The sequence below is a fragment of the Streptomyces sp. G7(2002) genome, from assembly GCF_028870195.1.
Classification (GTDB): domain Bacteria; phylum Actinomycetota; class Actinomycetes; order Streptomycetales; family Streptomycetaceae; genus Streptomyces; species Streptomyces nigrescens.
In genome coordinates this window covers 8,916,764-8,934,293 of the sequence record NZ_CP102609.1, presented here as the reverse complement: position 1 = coordinate 8,934,293, position 17,530 = coordinate 8,916,764, and the positions used below count along the sequence as shown (strand labels likewise).

At 71.9% G+C, this 17,530-nt stretch carries 15 protein-coding genes; 9 read left to right on the top strand and 6 right to left on the bottom strand.

The features are described from left to right. The first annotated feature begins 138 nt into the window (after positions 1 to 138). The 5 genes from NUT86_RS38490 to NUT86_RS38470 all read left to right on the top strand — a co-directional run bounded on the left by NUT86_RS38490 (position 139) and on the right by NUT86_RS38470 (position 5,117). Positions 139 to 1,107: an alpha/beta hydrolase gene (locus NUT86_RS38490; RefSeq protein ID WP_274740029.1), complete on the top strand. Its 969-nt coding sequence runs from the start codon at positions 139 to 141 to the stop codon at positions 1,105 to 1,107. Next, positions 1,100 to 2,260: an acyltransferase family protein gene (locus tag NUT86_RS38485; RefSeq protein WP_274740027.1), complete on the top strand. Its 1,161-nt coding sequence runs from the start codon at positions 1,100 to 1,102 to the stop codon at positions 2,258 to 2,260. Before NUT86_RS38490 ends, NUT86_RS38485 begins: the two co-directional genes overlap by 8 nt. 124 nt (positions 2,261 to 2,384) lie before the next feature. Beyond that, positions 2,385 to 3,635 carry a sensor histidine kinase gene (locus tag NUT86_RS38480; RefSeq protein ID WP_338149807.1) on the top strand — a complete coding sequence of 417 codons (1,251 nt, stop codon included), beginning with the start codon at positions 2,385 to 2,387 and terminating at the stop codon, positions 3,633 to 3,635. Beyond that, positions 3,632 to 4,303: a response regulator gene (locus tag NUT86_RS38475; RefSeq protein ID WP_018091929.1), complete on the top strand. Its 672-nt coding sequence runs from the start codon at positions 3,632 to 3,634 to the stop codon at positions 4,301 to 4,303. The genes NUT86_RS38480 and NUT86_RS38475 overlap by 4 nt, the downstream gene beginning before the upstream one ends. 220 nt (positions 4,304 to 4,523) lie before the next feature. Further along, positions 4,524 to 5,117 (top strand): hypothetical protein, encoded by a 594-nt coding sequence (locus NUT86_RS38470; RefSeq protein ID WP_274740023.1) that lies wholly within the window; start codon positions 4,524 to 4,526, stop codon positions 5,115 to 5,117. Positions 5,118 to 5,238: 121 nt separating this feature from the next. Here NUT86_RS38470 and NUT86_RS38465 read toward each other — a convergent pair whose 3' ends face one another. Next, on the bottom strand, positions 5,239 to 5,949 hold the full coding sequence (locus tag NUT86_RS38465) for a TetR/AcrR family transcriptional regulator (RefSeq protein WP_093635506.1): 711 nt from the start codon (positions 5,947 to 5,949) through the stop codon (positions 5,239 to 5,241). Between the two features lie 186 nt (positions 5,950 to 6,135). On the opposite strand from NUT86_RS38465, the gene NUT86_RS38460 reads away from it, so the two are divergent. Further along, a complete protein-coding gene (locus tag NUT86_RS38460) occupies positions 6,136 to 7,092 on the top strand; it encodes an NAD-dependent epimerase/dehydratase family protein (RefSeq protein WP_274740021.1) in 957 nt (318 codons plus the stop codon). An 87-nt stretch (positions 7,093 to 7,179) separates the two neighbouring features. Here NUT86_RS38460 and NUT86_RS38455 read toward each other — a convergent pair whose 3' ends face one another. Then, positions 7,180 to 7,719, bottom strand: a complete 540-nt coding sequence (locus NUT86_RS38455; RefSeq protein ID WP_274740019.1) for a DUF4232 domain-containing protein — start codon at positions 7,717 to 7,719, stop codon at positions 7,180 to 7,182. Positions 7,720 to 8,181: 462 nt separating this feature from the next. On the opposite strand from NUT86_RS38455, the gene NUT86_RS38450 reads away from it, so the two are divergent. Further along, a complete protein-coding gene (locus NUT86_RS38450) occupies positions 8,182 to 10,368 on the top strand; it encodes an FUSC family protein (protein WP_018091934.1) in 2,187 nt (728 codons plus the stop codon). A gap of 67 nt (positions 10,369 to 10,435) precedes the next feature. Here NUT86_RS38450 and NUT86_RS38445 read toward each other — a convergent pair whose 3' ends face one another. Beyond that, positions 10,436 to 11,407 carry an NAD-dependent epimerase/dehydratase family protein gene (locus NUT86_RS38445; RefSeq protein WP_274740017.1) on the bottom strand — a complete coding sequence of 324 codons (972 nt, stop codon included), beginning with the start codon at positions 11,405 to 11,407 and terminating at the stop codon, positions 10,436 to 10,438. A 92-nt stretch (positions 11,408 to 11,499) separates the two neighbouring features. Here NUT86_RS38445 and NUT86_RS38440 point away from each other — a divergent pair, with 92 nt between their 5' ends. Further along, positions 11,500 to 12,723: a GDSL-type esterase/lipase family protein gene (locus tag NUT86_RS38440; protein WP_274740015.1), complete on the top strand. Its 1,224-nt coding sequence runs from the start codon at positions 11,500 to 11,502 to the stop codon at positions 12,721 to 12,723. Here the strand turns inward: NUT86_RS38440 and NUT86_RS38435 are convergent. Together NUT86_RS38435 and NUT86_RS38430 are read right to left on the bottom strand one after the other, a co-directional pair. Continuing rightward, positions 12,720 to 13,448, bottom strand: coding sequence for a ribonuclease H family protein (locus NUT86_RS38435; RefSeq protein WP_018091937.1), 729 nt, complete (start codon positions 13,446 to 13,448; stop codon positions 12,720 to 12,722). The genes NUT86_RS38440 and NUT86_RS38435 overlap by 4 nt on opposite strands. Before the next feature lie 511 nt (positions 13,449 to 13,959). Further along, entirely contained in the window at positions 13,960 to 14,637 is a 678-nt protein-coding gene (locus NUT86_RS38430) for an AIM24 family protein (protein WP_026170026.1), read from the bottom strand. Between the two features lie 280 nt (positions 14,638 to 14,917). Here NUT86_RS38430 and NUT86_RS38425 point away from each other — a divergent pair, with 280 nt between their 5' ends. After that, entirely contained in the window at positions 14,918 to 16,423 is a 1,506-nt protein-coding gene (locus NUT86_RS38425; protein WP_266440086.1) for a sugar transferase, read from the top strand. Positions 16,424 to 16,493: 70 nt separating this feature from the next. Here the strand turns inward: NUT86_RS38425 and NUT86_RS38420 are convergent, their stop codons facing one another. Beyond that, positions 16,494 to 17,438: a GDP-L-fucose synthase family protein gene (locus tag NUT86_RS38420; RefSeq protein WP_266440084.1), complete on the bottom strand. Its 945-nt coding sequence runs from the start codon at positions 17,436 to 17,438 to the stop codon at positions 16,494 to 16,496. Positions 17,439 to 17,530: the final 92 nt, after the last annotated feature.

Here is a 17,530-nt window from a genome sequence, read left to right as displayed (position 1 = left end):
CGCGCTCCGCCCCCTACCCCTGATACCTGAGAGCCACGTCGGAAGTGCGCTCTCCGGCGGGACGTCGACCAAGCACCGCGCTCCATAACTTCGGTACCGGAAGCACGACCGGCTTCCGGTACGGAAGGACCATCCCTCATGGCGTCCCGCCCGCGCGGCAGTCGTCCGCTGCGCACTCTGCTCGCCGCTCTCGTCGTCACCTCGGTGGTGGTGCCCGTCTCGGGTGCGGCCCGGCCCGCGGCCGTCCCGGCACCTGTCCCGAGGACCCTCGCCCCGCTGCGAGACGCCGGACCCGACGTGCTCGCCGAGCGGTACGCCGTCAACCGCGAGGGCATCCGCGCGGCGGAGCGGATGGCCGAGGGCCACGGCGACCGGGCCCGGGCCGAGGCGCTGCGCGGTATGGCCGGCCCGGCGCGGCAGTTCCTGTCCTTCGACGGCCGCGACGGAGGCCGTACCACCGAGGTCTTCGGTGACCTGGCCCGGGCCGAGCGGATCGCCGTGCTGGTGCCGGGCTCGGACACCAACCTCGACAGGTACGAACGTCTCCGGTCCGGCGCCGTGGCGCTCCAGCGGGAGCTGGGCGGCCGGTCCGCCGTCATCGCCTGGCTCGGGTACGAGACCCCGAGCACGGTGAGCCCCGGCGTGCTCAGCCCCGCCCGCGCGGCGGAGACCGCTCCCGGACTCCGCGCCTTCGCCGGTGCCGTGGCGGCGCTCCGTCCCACGGCCCGGATCTCCGTGCTCTGCCATTCCTACGCCGCCGTGGTCTGCGGCCGGGCCGCACCGGGGCTCGATGTCGCCCACCTCGTGCTGTTCGGCAGCCCTGGCGCGGGTGCCGAAAACGTCTCCGCGCTGCGCACCCCGGCGACCGTGTGGGCCGGCCGGGGCGACGACGACTGGATCGCACATGTGCCGCACGGGGAGCTTCAACTCCCCTTCGGCACCGTTGGGTTGGGAGCCGACCCGGTCACGCCCGAGTTCGGCGCCCGGATCTTCGCGGCGGGCCCCGGAGGTCACAGCGACTACCTCAAGCCCGGCTCCCTGTCCCTGCGGAACCTCGCCCGGATCGTCTCTGGCCAGGCCCCTTCCGAGGAGAGACGAGATGCGTGAGCTCATCCGGCGGATCGCCGCCGCCACGCCGGCCGACCGCGACCGCGGTGTCGACGCACTGCGCGCGCTCGCCATTCTCGGGGTGATGCTCGGGCACTGGCTGGTGACCGCCCTGGTCGCCGACAGCGGCACGGTGCGTGTCGTCAGCCCCCTCCACCAGCTGCCCCAACTCACCCCGGCCTCCTGGCTCTTCCAGACCCTGGCGGTCTTCTTTCTGGTGGGCGGCCAGATGGCGGCGAAGAGCTGGGCCGCCGTCCGTGCCCGGGGCGGAATGTACCGCCGGTGGCTCGGCGCCCGGACGGTCCGGCTGTTCCGGCCGGTGGTGGCCGTAGTGGTGGTCTGGGGCGTGGTGGCGGGCGCGCTGCTCGTCGCCGGGGCCGGTCTGCAGACCGTCCACACACTGGGCGAACTGGCCCTGTCCCCGCTCTGGTTCCTGCTGGTCTTCGCCGTGCTGACGGCGGCGACTCCGCTGGTCGCCCGGCTCCATCCGCTGTGGCCGCTCACCGTCGTCCTGCACATCGACCTGATCCGGTTCGGCATGGGCGGGCCGGCCTGGCTCGGCTGGGCCAATGTGGCGGCCGGCTGGCTGGTTCCGTACTGCCTGGGCGCGGCCTGGGCCCGAGGTGGGCTGCGGGGCCGGGCGACCGGGTGGGTGCTGCTGCTCGGCGGCGGCGCCACCACCGCCGGTCTCGTCCTGTGGGCCGGCTACCCGGCCGCGATGGTCGGGGTGCCCGGCGCCGGTATCTCCAACCTCAACCCGCCCACCCTCGCGGCCGTCACCTTCGGTCTCGCCCAGTGCGGGGCGGCCCTGCTGCTGCTCGGACCGCTGCGGCGCATACTCCGGCGCCCCGCCGTCTGGGCGGCGGTGGCGCTGATGAACCTTTCGGCGATGACGCTCTTCCTGTGGCACCAGACCGCCATGATGGCGGTCACCGCCGTCGGTCTGCTCACGGGCGGCTTCCTGCCCGGACTGCACACCCTTCCCGACGGTGCCGGCTGGGTCCTCGCCCGGCTGGCCTGGCTGCCGGTGTTCGCCCTGGCGCTGCTGGTGTGCTGGGCCGCGTTCCGCACCTACGAGCACGGCCGGCGCGGCGGCACCAAGGTGGTGCGGGAGGGACGTCCCGCCGAGGCCAGGGCGGTGCGGAGTGCTTAGGATGCCCCGTGTGAGTCAGGGGGGCTGGAGAAGTGGGGGGCCACGGCTGCGGGCGGCCGTGCGGACGCTTCCGCTTACCCTGCGCGAGGACCTGTGGACGGTGGCGCGCGATCCACTGCCCCGGATGCGCTGGCTGGGCCGGCTGCCGCATGCCCATGTGGTGCTGGCGGCGGTGCTGATGGGCTGGCTCAACGCGGTGCAGTACGAGGGGGACCTCGGGCCGGCCGCGCTGACGACCGCCCTGGTGCTCGCGGCGCTCCAGTCAGGCGCCGTGGTCCTCGCACTGTCCCGTCCGGTGCCCGCCTGGTGGCTCTCGACGCTCGCGCTCTTCCTGGCCAGGGACGCCGGTCCGCTCAAGGTCAGCCACGCCCCGCTGTGGTCCTGGAGCATCCCGGGCATCGCCCTGCACGCACTGGTGCTGTTCCTGCTCGCGCTGCGGGTCCGGCCCCGTGTCGCGGTCGAGGCACTGGGGTTCTCGCTCCTGGCGGCGGTGTCCGCCCTGGCCTTCATGGCGCCGGTACCGGACCACAGCATCCCGCCGGGTGCGGCCGGTCCGGTCCTCGCGTCCTCCGCCCAGGACGTGACGGTCGTCCAGGACGCCGTGACGCTGACGTTGGCGGTGGTGGTGGGCGCCTCACTGCGCGCCCGCCGGGTGGCCCGTACCCAACTCGTCGAGCAGGAGGTGCTCACCGCCGAGGAGCGGGCCCGGCGCACCCTGCTGGAGGAGCGCAACCGGATCGCCCGCGAGCTGCACGACGTGGTCGCCCACCACATGTCGGTGATATCGATCCAGGCGCAGGTCGCACCGCATCTGGTCAAGGACCCCACCGACGAGCTGAAGGAGAACCTCGCGGGCATCCGCGGGAACGCCGTCGAGGCACTGACCGAACTCCGGCGGGTCCTGGGCGTGCTGCGCTCGGAGGACGCCCTGGCGGACGGCGTACGGCACACCCCGCAGCCCACCCTCGGCCGGCTGGACGAGCTGGTCGGCACGGTGCGCGGAGCCGGGCTCAACGTCACCACCGAGATCACCGGCGAGCCGCGCCCGCTGTCGCCGGGAGTCGAGCTGTCCGCGTTCCGTATCGTCCAGGAAGCGCTCAGCAATGCGATCCGGCATGCGCCCGGAGCGGAGGTGCGGGTGGCCATCGGGTACCGGACCGGCGGTCTCACCATCCGGGTCGCCAACTCCGCGCCGGACGGGCCCGCCCCGCCCTCGCAGGGCGCCGGCCACGGCTTGCTGGGCATGCACGAGCGCACCGCCATGCTCGGCGGCGAACTCGCCACCGGCCCCACCCCCGACGGCGGTTACGAAGTGACCGCGATCCTGCCCGCCCAGGCCGCGATGCCTGATGACCCCGGTGAGTTTGCCCCATGACGACCATCCGTGTGCTGATCGCCGATGACCAGATGATGGTCCGTCAAGGCTTCACGGTGCTGCTCAACGCCGAACCCGATATCGAGGTCGTCGGCCAGGCCGTCGACGGCCTCGACGCCCTCACCCAGGTCGCCGAACTCGCCCCGGACGTCGTCCTGATGGATGTCCGGATGCCCCGGCTCGGCGGGATCGAGGCGACCCGTCGTCTCACCGGACCGGCCGGCGCCACCGTCAAGGTCCTCGTCCTGACCACCTTCGACCTCGATGAGTACGTGTACGAGGCGCTGCGTGCGGGCGCCTCCGGCTTCCTGCTGAAGGATGCCTCGGCGGAGGAACTCGCCCATGCGGTACGGGTGGTGGCGGCCGGGGAGGCGCTGCTCGCCCCGAACCTCACCAAGCGCCTCATCGCCGAGTTCTCCCGGGTCACCAGCTCGCCCCGCGCTCCGCTCAAGGACCGTGTCGGTGACCTGACGGAACGCGAGACGGAGGTCCTGTCCCTGATAGCGCAGGGCCTGACGAACGGCGAGATCGCGGAACGGCTGGTGCTGGCGGAGCAGACCGTGAAGAGCCATGTGGGCCGGATCCTGGGCAAGTTGGGTCTGCGCGACCGGACCCAGGCCGCCGTCTTCGCGTATGAGACGGGGCTGATCCGCCCGACCGGATATTGAGGGGACCGGCAGGCGTGGCGCCGCGGCCGGACAGCGAACCTTGCCGGTTGCCCCCCGGGCATCGGCCTCGGGTACTCCTTCCCGCTCCGCCACGTGGCGGAGCGGCACCCGCCTGTGGAGCGATGTCCGGCGGCGCGGCGGACGGAACCGTGGTGGTCAGCAGGGAATCGACGCCCTGCCGCACCGGTTCCGGTGCCGACCTCATCCGCAGGAGGACGCAATGCCCCGAATCCGCCGCCCGTTCGTCGTGGCCGCCACCGCCCTCGCCGTCTGCACGGCGACCGCGCTGACCCTGGGCCCGGCCGGGCCGGCCGCGGCGGCCGGGAACGGGACCGGGACCCAAGCCGCCCGGCACACCGTCGACGAACCGTCCCTGACGGGCTCGGCCAAGCTCGCGCGGCAGCCCGGCGACAACGTCCACTTCCGCTTCAACGCCCATGGCTTCGGCGAACAGGCCCGCGGCACGTTCTACGCCAGCCACCACATCGGCAAGGACTGGGGCGGGTACTTCAAGGGCCGGATCGACTGCCTGGTGACCGGCGGCCCGGTGGCCGTCGCCACCGGCATCGTGACCGAGATGCGCTTCAAGAACGCACCGGGCATGCCGGAGCTCGGGGACCTCAGGGGCAAGCGGTTCGGCTTCACCGTCCTGGACAGCGGCAAGAAGGACCAGCTGGGCTACAGCTGGGCGATGGACGGCCTGCCGAAGAACAGTGTCGGCAAGTGCCTGGGCTCGGCCCCGTTCGAGACCCTGGCGAAGGGCGACTTCAAGGTCCACCACTGGATGCCGCCGCGCACCCCCGCGAAGCACTGATCCACCGCCGTAAGCCTGACCACCGGGTGCCGAATGCCGAAAGGCGCGGCACCCGGTGGTCGTTCCCGCCGTGCCCGTCCCCCACCCGGCATGGCCTGCTGTGACAGCCGGCGGGAGCCGGTTACAGCTGGAAGGAGTCGGCCAAGGTGTCGAGCTGCGCGGCGAGCAGTGTCTGCGCCCGGTGTCCCATCCCGGCGTACTGACCGGACACCTCCAGGCTGACCGTGCCGTGCAGCTGCGACCAGACCAGCACCGTGCCGGCGAGGGCGGTCCCCGCCGCCTCGTCGTGCGGAGCCAGGCCGGTGTGCTGGGCCAGCCAGTCGGCGACGCCCTCCTCCTTGCGCACCCAGGCGGCCATTTCCCCGACGACCGGCCGCAGCGCCTCAGCGGGGACGCCCGCGGCGAACACCTTCAGGAACGGTCCCAGGACCGCCCGCGCCCGCAGCAGCGTGTCGGGCGGTGCCGCGTACCCGGGCAGCGGGGTCCCCTGGATCAGCAGATAGCGGTGCGGCTGGGCGACGGCCCAGCCCCGGTAGGCGTCAGCGAGGGCGTGCAGAGTGGCGCGCGCATCGTCGGCGGGTGCGGCACCGACCCGCCCGACGACCTGCGCCACCTCGTCGTAGGCGTCCCGGATCAGCTCGCTCAGCAGGTCGTCCCGGCCGGCGAAGTAGCGGTAGAGGGCGGGGCCGGACAGCCCCATGTCCTTGGCGATCCGGGTGAGCGCGACGGCCTGGACGCCGCCCTCGGCGAGCTGCTGCAGCGCGGCCGCCTTGATCTCCGCGCGGTTCTGCTCGCGGTAGCGCGCCCGGGGGCTCCGCGCCTCGGCGGCCATGTTCTCCTCCTGCGTTCGCGACGACATGAAGCAAGCGTGAATGGTCATTGCTGATCCTAGCCAACACGTTGATTGCGATGGAGCATCGCTAGAGTTATAGTCTCTAACAGACGTGAGCGACCAAAACTCGGTTCGCTCGCCACTGACCCGTGTGGTGGCCCCCCGGCCCGGAGAGAAGGAACCGTCATGTCTGCTGCATCAGTCCCGCTCCACGTCGTACTGGGCGCCGGCCCGGCAGGCACCGCGCTCGCCGGCGAACTCGCGGGCCGCGGTCACGCCGTACGGCTGGTCAGCCGCTCGATGCCGGAGAGCACGGTCGAGGGCGTCCAGCGGTTCGCCGCCGATGTGAGCACGCCCGAAGGGGCGCTGGCCGCCGTCGCGGACGCCGCCGTCGTCTACCACTGCGTGAATGTCGCCTATCACCTTCAGACCGAGGTGATGCCCCGGGTCCAGCGCGCGGTGCTGGCCGCCGTCGAGACCACGGGGGCACGGCTGGTCGTCCTGGACACGCTGTATCCGTACGGGCAGACGCACGGCGAGGTGATGACGGAGGAGACCCCGTGGCGGGCGACGACCCGCAAGGGGCGGATGCGGGCGCAGCTGGACGAGCAGTATCTCGCCGCCCACCGCGCGGGGCGCGCCCGTGTCGTCCTTGGCCGGTCGGCCGACTTCGTCGGCCCCGGAGTGCTCAACTCGACGCTCGGCGGAGCGGTCTTCCCGGCGGCGCTGGGCGGCGGTGAAGTCCTCAGCCTGGGCGATATCGACCTGCCGCACAGCTACACGGACATCCGGGACGTGGCGGCCGGACTCGCCACGCTCGGCGCGGACCCGGAAGGCGACGGCCGGGTGTGGCATCTGCCCACCGCGCCCGCCGTCTCCACCCGCGAGATCCACGCGATGATCCAGGAGTTGGTGGGCCGCCCGGTGCAACGGGTGGTCCTCACCGAACCCCGCCCCTTCGGGCCGTTCGACGCGGCCTTCATGGATGAGTACGCGGAGATGTTCTATCAGCACACCGAGCCGCAGATCATGGACTCCACGGCCTTCGAGCGGGCCTTCGGCGTCCGCCCGACTCCGCTGGACGCGACCCTCGACGCCACCGTCGAGTGGTACCGCGCGCTGCTGACCGGCCCGCGGAGCTGACCCGGCCGCACGACCGGCCGCCGGGGGCGGCGCGCAGACACCGGGGGCCGACGCGCGGTGCGTCGGCCCCCGGTGTGCGGGTAGCGGTCAGGAAGCGCTGGGGAGCTTCGCCGACCAGGCGGTCACCGACAGCTCGCCGCCATCGACGTCCTTGTCGAACGCCACGACACTGTGCGCGTTGCTGCCCGTCGGGGAGACCTGCAGGTACTTGGCTTTCGCGGACGACGGACCGGCGTGCGTCCAGACCAGGTCCGCGTAGGCGCTCCTGCCCGGCTTCAGGGTGACGCCGTGCATGCCCGGGTCCTTGGCGAAGTAGGTGTCACCGTGGTGCGCCGTCGTCTTGATGGCCGTGTGTCCGGCGCCCTCCAGCGCCAGCCCCGGGTAACCGCCTATCGTGCAGGTGCTGTTGCCGGTGTTGGTCACCTTGAGATAGGTGCCCTCGTGGTTCATTCCTACCTGGCTCGAACCCGCGTCGGTGGTCGTGACCTTCAGCGTTCCCGGCCGGCACACGTCGGCTGCCGCGCCGGGTCCTGCCGTACCCGCCGCGGAGGCGACGCCGGCGCTCGCGCCCGCGACCAGCGCCAAGGCGGCGGCGACGGTGGCGGTACGCAGACCACGCTTCGTCATCAGTCATCAACTCCTCCTTCTCCGGCACCCGGAGAACCTCGGTGGAACGTCCGCCGGCCCCGCCCGGCTCGGTCCGCAGTCCCGGTGCAGGGGGCCGGGAACGGAGGAGCCGGGCCTCGGGTCCGGTCGGTGCGCTCTCTTTCGTTTGCGCACCACCCACCCTGGGCGCCGCCACTGATGATCGACTAACGCCTCACTAACACCGGGAATGCCGGGAATGAGCGGAAAGCGACCTTTGCCTGGAGAGCGCGGAATAGGGGGAGTTGGGGAGGGAGCGGCAGGGGGCCGCGGGGGTGCCGGGACGGTGCGGCGGAAGCCGGTCCGAGCAGGCGTGCGATGCTGGGGCACTCCGGATCATGGCAAAAATGGGGAGTGTACGGCAGCGTGCTGGCAGCGATACGGCGGACTGGGACGCACAGCTGGGACCGCTTCGCGGCATCCGACCCAGGGCTACTGCGGCTGATGGCAGGGCTGCGCACGGTCGGGGCCATCGTGCTCACCCTCGTCGTCCTGGCGCTGCTGCACACCGACGTCACGCTGATGGTCGCGGGCGCCATGACGGCCATGGTGTCCACCTTCGCGATCAAGGAGAAGGAGGTGCGCGGCCAGGCGGTCACGCTCGCGCTGGGTCTGCCCGTCGCACTCGCCGCGATGTCGCTGGGGGCGCTGCTGCACACCCTGGTCGTCGCCGGCGATCTGTTCTTCGTCCTGCTGATCTTCGGCGCCGTCTACTGCCGGCGGTTCGGTGACCGCGGCACCGCGCTCGGCCTGATCGGATTCCAGGTCTACTTCGTCTCGCTGTTCGTGCAGGCCACCGGCCCTTCCCTGCCCGACCTGTATCTGACCCTGGGCATCGCCTTCGCGTGCAGCGCGGTCGTACGGTTCGCCGTCGTCCCGGAGACCCCCACCCGCACCTTGCGGCGGCTGCGCGAGGCCTTCCGGGCGCGCCTCGCCCAGCTGCTGGCGACCCAGATGGAGCTCCTGGACGCCGGACCGGACGACCTCGACAAGGTGCTGGACGACTTGCGGCGGCACACCGCCCGGCTGCACGAAGCGGCACTGATGATCCAGGGGCACCTGGAGGAGGGCACCCGGGACGCGGCCACGGCGGGGCTGGTGCAACGCCGTGTCGCGGACGCCGAGATCGCCGCCGAACGGCTGGGGATGCTGATCCTCAATGCCCGCAGTGCCGAGCGCGCGGACACCATCACCATGCATCTGCCGCACGCCCCGGTGCCGGCCACGGCGACCCGGCTGGGGACCGAGGACGACGCGATCGTCACCCTGCACCGGGATCTGAACGCGCTGCTGCTGCTGATCGCACGGCGCGCGCCCGACGACCGCGGCACCGCACTGGCCCTGGTACGCAACCGGCTGCTCGGCTACCGGGAGGAGGACGACCTGCCGCGCGCCTCGGCCGCCGTCCAGGACGTCTTCCGTGGACTCGGTGAGGCCGCGCGCGCCGTCCTGGGTCTGCGGCTGGCACTGGACGGGCCGCAGGACGAGTCGGACGACTCCCCCGCCACCACGCGCTCGCGCGAGGAGTTCGACGCCGAGGACCTCTCGATCGTCGGGGCCGAGGAGACCGAGGAGCCGGAGGAGGACCGCACCGGGCTCGCACGGCCCACCACCCGGGCCGCGTTCCAGGTCGCGGTGGGCTCGACCCTGGCCATCATCGGCGGGGAGTTCCTGTCCAGCCAGCGCTGGTACTGGGCGGTGCTGACCTGCTGGGTGGTCTTCCTCAACACCGCCTCCACGGGCGAGATCCTGGTGAAGGGCTATCGCCGGCTGGTGGGTACGGTCCTCGGTGTGGTCGCCGGTGTCGCGCTGGCCGGGCTGGTCGGCAATCACACCTGGGCCGCCTTCGCCCTGGTTCTGCTCTGCATCTTCGGGATGTGGTTCACGGCGCCGTTGTCGTACGCGCTGATGTCCTTCTTCGTCACCACGATGCTCGGGCTGCTCTACACCCTGCTCAACACCTACAGCCTCTCCGTGCTGGTGCTGCGCATCGAGGAGACCGCGCTGGGCGCCGCCTGCGGGATCATCGCCGCCGTACTGGTGCTGCCGGTGCACACGGACCGCCGTACGGACGAGCTGCTGGGCACGGTGCTGGTCCGGCTGCAGGACGTGGTGTCCGCCGCGGTGGAGCAGCTCAGCGGCGGGCCCGCCGTCGATCTGCTGGGCAAGGCGCGCGACCTGGACACCGCGCTGGACGAGCTGCGCGCCTCCACCCAGCCGTTGACGCACCCGATCACCCCGCTGCGCGGCCGCCGGCGGACCGTCCGTTATCTGGTGGCGCTCCTGGAGACCTGCGCCTATCACGCCCGCTCCTTGGCGGCCACGGCGGAGCTCGTGCCGTACAGCAAGACCATTGCGGCCGACCCGCGCCTTGCCCGGGCCGGCCGGCGCATCGGCCAGAACATCGATCTCCTCGTCGCCCGGGTGCTGGAGGAGAGCACCGAGGGCGAGGTCGACTCCGGATTCAGCATCGCCGCGATGCTGGAAGCGGCCGGCTCGGGGGCGCTGCAGTCGGGCACGGTCACCTTCCGCGTGCTGCGGCATCTCCAGCGTCTCGACGAGGGAGTGGTCGGTCTCGCCCGCCCGCTCGATGTGCCGGTGGCCGGGCCCAAGGGGGGCAAGGCCGGCTGAGCGAAGGCGTGGACGGTGGCCGTCCGGCGCGGCGAGCGCGGTTCGGACTCCCCCGGGCCCGTGCCGGTCACCCGTCGACGGCCCCGGCGTCGTGCCGCGCGAGCACCGCACGCTCCTCCTCGGAGGAGTAACCGCCCGGCAGCGGCGGCTCACCACGCCCGCGGTCCCAGGCCAGGACGTCGGACAGGGTCACCTCCAGCGGGGTCGTGGGCAGGCCCGCCGCCCGGGCGCGCGCCGGACTGCGCTGCTGTGACGTCCGGTCCGGCCGGACGAGCGGGAACATCGGCGGCCGTCCGTCGGGCGACACCGGAACGATCTCGACCTCGGCGCCCGCCACCCGCGCACAGGTCTCGATGAGCCCGCCAAGGGTGACCGGCTCGTCCGGCCCCACCGCGTGGAAGGCACCCGGCCGCGCGTCGGCGAGCAACTGCACCACCAGACGGGCCAGATCACGCGAGTCGACGAGCTGCACCGGCTGTCCGGGGTCGGCGGGCAGTGCCACCCGTCCGCCGCGCGCGGCCCGGCGCACCCAGTACATGAGGGCTTCCGTCGGATCGTGCGGCCCGGCCACCTTCCCCGGCCGCACCACCGTCGCCCGTGGGCCGTACCGGGCCACCACATCGTCCTCGCAGGCCACCTTGAGCGGACCGTAGGTCTCCTCGCTGAGCTCCTCGGTGTCCCGCACGGGCGGTCGGCGCGGGGTGTCCTCGGTCGACCCCGGCCCCACACCCTCGCGCCGGTACACCGCATGGCTGGAGATGAAGAGATACCGCCCGGCCCGGTCCCCCAGCGCGTCCATCGCCTGCCCGACATGCCGTGGCACGTAGCCGCTGACATCCACGACCGCGTCCCAACTCCCGTCGCGCAGCGCCGCGTAGTCGCCGGTGTCGCGGTCACCGATGAGCCGGGTCAGCCCGGGGAACAGCTCCGTTCCGGTCCTCCCCCGGCCGAACAAGGTCACTTCGGCGCCGCTGCGCAGCGCATCGTCCACGATGGCGCGGCCCACGAACGACGTCCCGCCCAGTACCAGAATCCGCATGGTCCTCGACGCTAGCGACCAGGACGTCACGGCGGAGGCGAGGGGCCGGAAAATGATGTGCGGATCAGGTATCCCGTTGACAGGCTGGGACCATGAGTTCTCAGTCTGCGTCCGTCCCCCGCCCCGGCGCCACACCCCCGGCAACTGGCTGGATCACCACGCCCGTTACCGCGGATCTCCTTAGCGGCGCGCTCGATCTGGAGCACACCGAGCACGGGGTGCTGCCGCACCGGCTGCCCGCCCGGGCCCGCGCACAGTGTGCCGACGGGCTGCTGGCCATGGCGGAGGCCCAGCCCTCGGGCGTACGGCTGGTGTTCCGCACCCGGGCCACCGCCGTCGAGCTGGATGCGCTGCGCACCAAGAATGCCTACCAGGGCGCCCCGCCCCGGCCCGATGGCGTCTACGACCTGTTCGTCGACGGGCAGCTGACCGGGCAGGCGAGTGTGACCGGCGGCAACGTCGTGACGGTGGACATGACCACCGGGACGGCGGAAACCCGGCCCGGCCCGGCCGGCACCGCCCGGTTCGCCGGTCTCCCCGACCGCGTCAAGGACGTCGAGGTCTGGCTGCCGCACAACGAGATCACCCAGCTGATCGCCCTGCGCACCGATGCCCCCGTCGAGCCCCTGCCGGAGGGTGGCCGCAAGAAGTGGCTGCACCACGGCAGTTCGATCAGCCACGGCTCCGACGCCGCGAGCCCCAGCACCACCTGGCCCGCGCTGGCCGCCGCCCTCGGCGGCGTGGAACTGACCAACCTGGGCCTGGGCGGCAGCGCCCTGCTCGACCCGTTCACCGCCCGCGCCCTGCGGGACACCCCCGCGGACCTGATCAGCGTCAAGATCGGCATCAATCTGGTCAACTCCGACCTGATGCGGCTGCGCGCCTTCACTCCGGCGGTGCACGGCTTCCTCGACACCATCCGCGAGGGCCATCCCACCACTCCGCTGCTGGTCGTCTCACCCATCCTGTGCCCCATCCACGAGGACACCCCCGGCCCCAGCGCCCCGGACTTCAGCAACCTCGGCGAGGGGAAGCTCCAGTTCAAGGCCGCGGGTGACCCCGCGGAGCGGGCCGCCGGAAAGCTGACGCTCAACGTCATCCGGGACGAACTGGCCCACCTGGTGAAGCAGCGGGCAGCCGACGACCCGAACCTGCACCATCTCGACGGCCGCGACCTCTACGGCGAGGCGGACTTCGCCGAACTGCCACTGCCCGACCAGATCCACCCGGACGCCGCCACCCACCGCCGCCTCGGCGAACGCTTCGCCGCCCTGGCCTTCGGCCCGGACGGCCCGTTCGCGGCCGTGGGTGCCTAGTCCTCCCCCGCCCCGGAGCGGCATGCGGGATGTCCCCAGCCGTCCGGGTTCTTGGTGATGGGCTCGCCCGCCGCGTAGGAGCGACCGCAGCGGCAGCGGCCGGGGAACTTGGCGTTGAGGGTGCGCGTCGGCTTCCCCGAGGTGCGGCGCTGCGGTGCGGAGGCCTTCTTCGCCGCCGGGCCGGAGGTGCGCCGGCGGGTGGCGGCGGGCCGTACGGCATCGGGGGCGGGCGGCGGCTGCGGGGAGCCGAGGGCGCTGCCTGCGGCTTCCTGGACGATCGCCGCCTGGCTCGCCGCACGGTCGGCGAAGTCGTTGAGCGGGTCGCCGTCGACCTGGTGCGCGGGGACGTACCGGAACTCCACGGAGCGGCCCGTGAGCAGCGCGTCGATGCTCATGACCAGTTCCTGATTGGCGACCGGCTTGCCCGCGGCCGTCTTCCACCCCTTGCGCTTCCAGCCGGGCAGCCAGGTGGTGACGGCCTTCATCGCGTACTGGGAGTCCATCCGGATCTCCATCGGGACGGCCGGGTCGGTGGCTGTCAGCAGGCGTTCCAGCGCCGTGAGTTCCGCGACGTTGTTCGTCGCGGTGCCCAGCGGCCCGGCCTCCCACCGGACGACGGTTTCCGCATCGTCGGCGATGACCCAGGCCCAGCCCGCGGGCCCGGGGTTTCCTTTCGAGGCGCCGTCACAGGCGGCGATCACGCGTTCAGCCATGGGCGCGATCATGCCAGGCAGCGGCGCGTCGCGCGAAGCCGCCTCCGCGGACTCGCGGCGCGCGGCCGCCCGGCGCCGGGCGGCCCGGCGTGCGCCTCAGCGGGGGGCTCCTACGCCACTGCGGACGGCGATGCCGAGACCTGGGTGTCGACCTGGGCCGCGCTCGCGGGCACGGTCCGCGCCCAGGCCGGGAAGTGCGCCGCTGAGGGGCGGGCGGTCAGTGCCAGGGACGCGTTCCTGCGGGCGGCGGGCTACTTCGGTACGGCCTTGGTGGCCGTCGACGGTTGCGCCGATCCGGAGGCGCGGCTGGGCGAGCTCTTCACGGAGCACCACGACTGCTTCGACCACTTCGCGGCGGCCTGGGACCCGCCCGCCGAGCGGGTCGCGATCCCCTACGAAGGGATCTCGCTGCCGGGCTACCTCGTCAGCCCGCCGGGCCGTTCCGGAGCGCTGCCGACGGTGAGCAGCGGGTCTTCGACTGGCTGGACGCACGTCTGGCCCGCGGGCGCGGGGCTGATCCAGATCAGTTGCCGGATTCCTTCTCCGGGCGGAGTTCGCTGGGCCGTACGATCACGAATCCCTCACCGTCGAGGCGGAGTTGGACGGCCTCGCCGGAGCCGCCGCGCAGCATGGAGCCGAGGCTCTGCGAACGCTGCAGCGAGGTCTGCAGACCGCTGCTCCAGCCGACCACGGCGTCGGTGTCGACAAAGACCGGGGACTGCGGGGACACGGGTATCACGATGGGGTTGCCCTCGCAGATCACGCCCAGCTTGCCCTGGCCGCTGAAGACGGAATTGAAGAGCCCTCCGCCCGCCATGCCGGCGCCCTTGACGACCTTGATCTCGTAGGAGAGGGACGGGTCGAAGCACAGCACATTCCGGCCGTTGACGGTGATGCCGTCGCCGGGGGCGAGGTCGATGATGAAACAATTGGCGGCCTCGTGCGCGAACCACACCTCGCCACGGCCCCGTACGGCCATCAGCGCCAGCCCCTCGCCGGTGACCGCGCGCTTGAGGAACTTGCCGATGCCCTGCCCCTGCTTCTCGAATTGCAGATCGCCGCGGTAGGCGATCATCGCGCCCTGGCGGGCATAACACTCGCCGTCCAGCGCGTACTTGAGCGATTTGGCGTTCTGCTGCGTCATTCCGGGCGCCGTGGCCGGTTGGGCCATGTGCTCCGAGGCGAAGAGATCACTGTTCATGACCGGCATGCTATCCAGGGCATTGCCGGGCACACCGGAAACGTCCGGCGGCGGCTGCCGGAAGGCCGCGGCCCCGCCCCGCGCCGGCCTCCGGGCCCCGGCCGAAACCGGATCACGTGGTCACGCGCTTGTAAACAATGGGACACAAGAACACTCAAAATAGGTAAACCACAGCAGTCGGGCGCAGCGTGCTCTAGCGTCACGTCCGACACGGGGGCGGTTGTGTGGCCGGGGGGCTCCAACCGCGCCGGAAGTGAAGGGGACGACCAAGTGGGGGGCCATGGGGTTGTTCGAAGCTGCCGGAGCAAGGGTGATTGATTCACCTGCCGGGACAGCAGCCGAGTTGGACCGCGTACCGGAACGCGGCGGGAAAGGCAGAAACAAGCCGACGGAACGGCGGCTGCGGCAGCTGGCGTTAGCCGTTGACACAGGGGGTGTCCTGCTGCCGGTGGGGCTGCTCTGTGCCGTGACACAGCAGCCGCAGCCACTGCTCACCGCGGCGCTGGCCAGTGCGTCATGGCTGGCCGTCGGCGCATCGAAGAATCGTTACAGCCGGGAGGAGCCGGCCGGTGACGATGCCGTGCTGCCGGTCTTGCGGGACTGGCTGACCATGCTGGGCGTGCTGGCCGTCGTCTGCGTCGCGGCGCGGGTCGAGGTCTCGCTCAAGGTCTGTGTGCTCGCGCTGCTGCCGTGCCTGGCACTGGGCGTGGCCCGGCGCAAGCTCGTGCACCGGTATCTGCTGGCCATCCGGCGTCGCGCGCAGGCGCTGCGCCGGGTGCTGATCGTCGGGGAGGCGGGCGCCGTCGATGTGGTGCTCGCGGAGCTGGCACACCGTACCGATCATGAATATGTCGTCGTCGGCAGCTGTCTCGTCGGCGAGGAGACCACCGACTCGGCGGTGCCGGTCCCTGCCCGGCTCGCGTCCGACGGGAACACACCCGAAGCGGCACTGGACGGCGAGACCGTCCTCGGGTGCGCCGCCGAACTCGACGCCGATCTCGTCTTCGTGGCGCCGGGCCGTCAGCTGTCCGCGGCGCGGGTGCGGCGGCTCGCCTGGGCCCTGCATGACGGAGGCCGGAATCTGGCCATACTGCCGGGCCTGATCGATGTGTCGCAGCATCGTGTCCGGCTCGCGAAGGCGGCGGGCCTGACGGTGATGCACATAGACCCGGCGGCGCGGCGGGGGATGCCGGTGCTGCTGAAGCAGATCACGGACCGGCTGGGAGCGCTGCTGCTGCTGATGCTGCTCTCCCCCGTGTTCGCCCTGGTGGCGGCGGCGATAAGGCTCACCTCCAGTGGGCCGGTGTTCTACTGGCAGATCCGGGTCGGCCAGGATCTGATGCCGTTCCGGATGTGGAAGTTCCGCACGATGGTCGTCACCGCCGACCGGATGCGGACCGCGCTGGAGGCGTCGAACGAGCACGACGGGGCGATGTTCAAGATCCGGCGGGATCCGCGGGTGACGCCGGTGGGCCGGGTGCTGCGCCGCTTCTCGCTGGACGAACTGCCCCAGCTGTTCAATGTCCTGGCCGGCCATATGTCGTTGGTCGGCCCGCGGCCTCCGCTGCCGGAAGAGGTGGAGCGGTACAACGGGACCGAGCTCCGTCGGCTGTCCGTCAAACCGGGTCTGACCGGTCTGTGGCAGGTCAGCGGGCGGTCCGATCTCACCTGGGACGAGACCGTCGCCCTGGATCTGAGCTATGTGGACAACTGGTCCTACACCCGCGACATCGGTGTGCTGGTCCGGACCGTGCGTGCCGTCGTGGACGGGCGCGGTGCGTACTAGCGGGCTCCGGTGTGCGTCCGGCGCCTCGCCGAGAGGCGGGCGCCGGGCGCACAGCACGAGGCAGGGGCGATCACACCGTGGCCGGCTCCTCGCGCCATGCCTGGTAGGTCCGGGCGATGCCCTCGGCGAGCGGGATGGTGGGCGACCAGCCCAGGGCACGCATCTTGCTGATGTCGAGCAGCTTGCGCGGGGTGCCGTCGGGGCGGGACGGGTCGAAGGCGATCCGGCCCTCGTAGCCCACCGCGGAAGCGACACAGGAGGCCAGGTCGGCGATGGTCAGGTCCGTTCCGCAGCCGACGTTGACCGTGTCGTCGCCGTCATAGCGGCGCAGCAGCACCTCGCAGGCGGCGGCCAGATCGTCGACGTGCAGGAACTCGCGCAACGGTGTGCCGGTGCCCCAGAGGGTGAGCTCCGCCAGTCCCTGCTCCTTCGCCTCGTGGAACCGGCGGATGAGGGCGGGCAGCACATGCGAGGTCTCGAGGTCGAAATTGTCGCCGGGCCCGTAGAGGTTCGTCGGCATGGCGGAGATGAAGGAGGCACCGTATTGCCGGCGGTAGGAGCGGATCTGGACGAGGCCGGCGATCTTGGCGAGCGCGTAGGCCTCGTTGGTGGGCTCCAACGGCCCGCTCAGCAGGGCGTCTTCGGTGATGGGCTGGGCGGCGTGCTTGGGGTAGATACAGCTCGATCCGAGGAACAGCAGTCGGCGCACCCCGGCCTGGTGCGCGCCCGCGATGACGCTGAGCTGGATGCTCAGATTGTCCTCCAGGAACTGCACGGGGTAGGTGCTGTTGGCCATGATCCCGCCGACCTTGGCGGCCGCCAGGACGACGGCGTCGGGGCGGGCCGAGCGCAGATAGGCCGCGGTGGCCCCGGCATCCCGCAGGTCGAGCTCCGCGCGGGTACGGGTCAGCACGTCATAGCCCCGGTCGGACAGCCGCCGGGCCACGGCGGATCCCACCAGGCCTCGGTGGCCCGCGACAAACACGCGAGCGGGTGTGGGCAGCAAGTCATCCATGGGCCGGATTGTGTCAGTCAACCCGATACGCCCACCGGCTATTTCAGGAAATATCTGCCACCCATCGCTCTCGACCAGCGGCGACGGAGCGG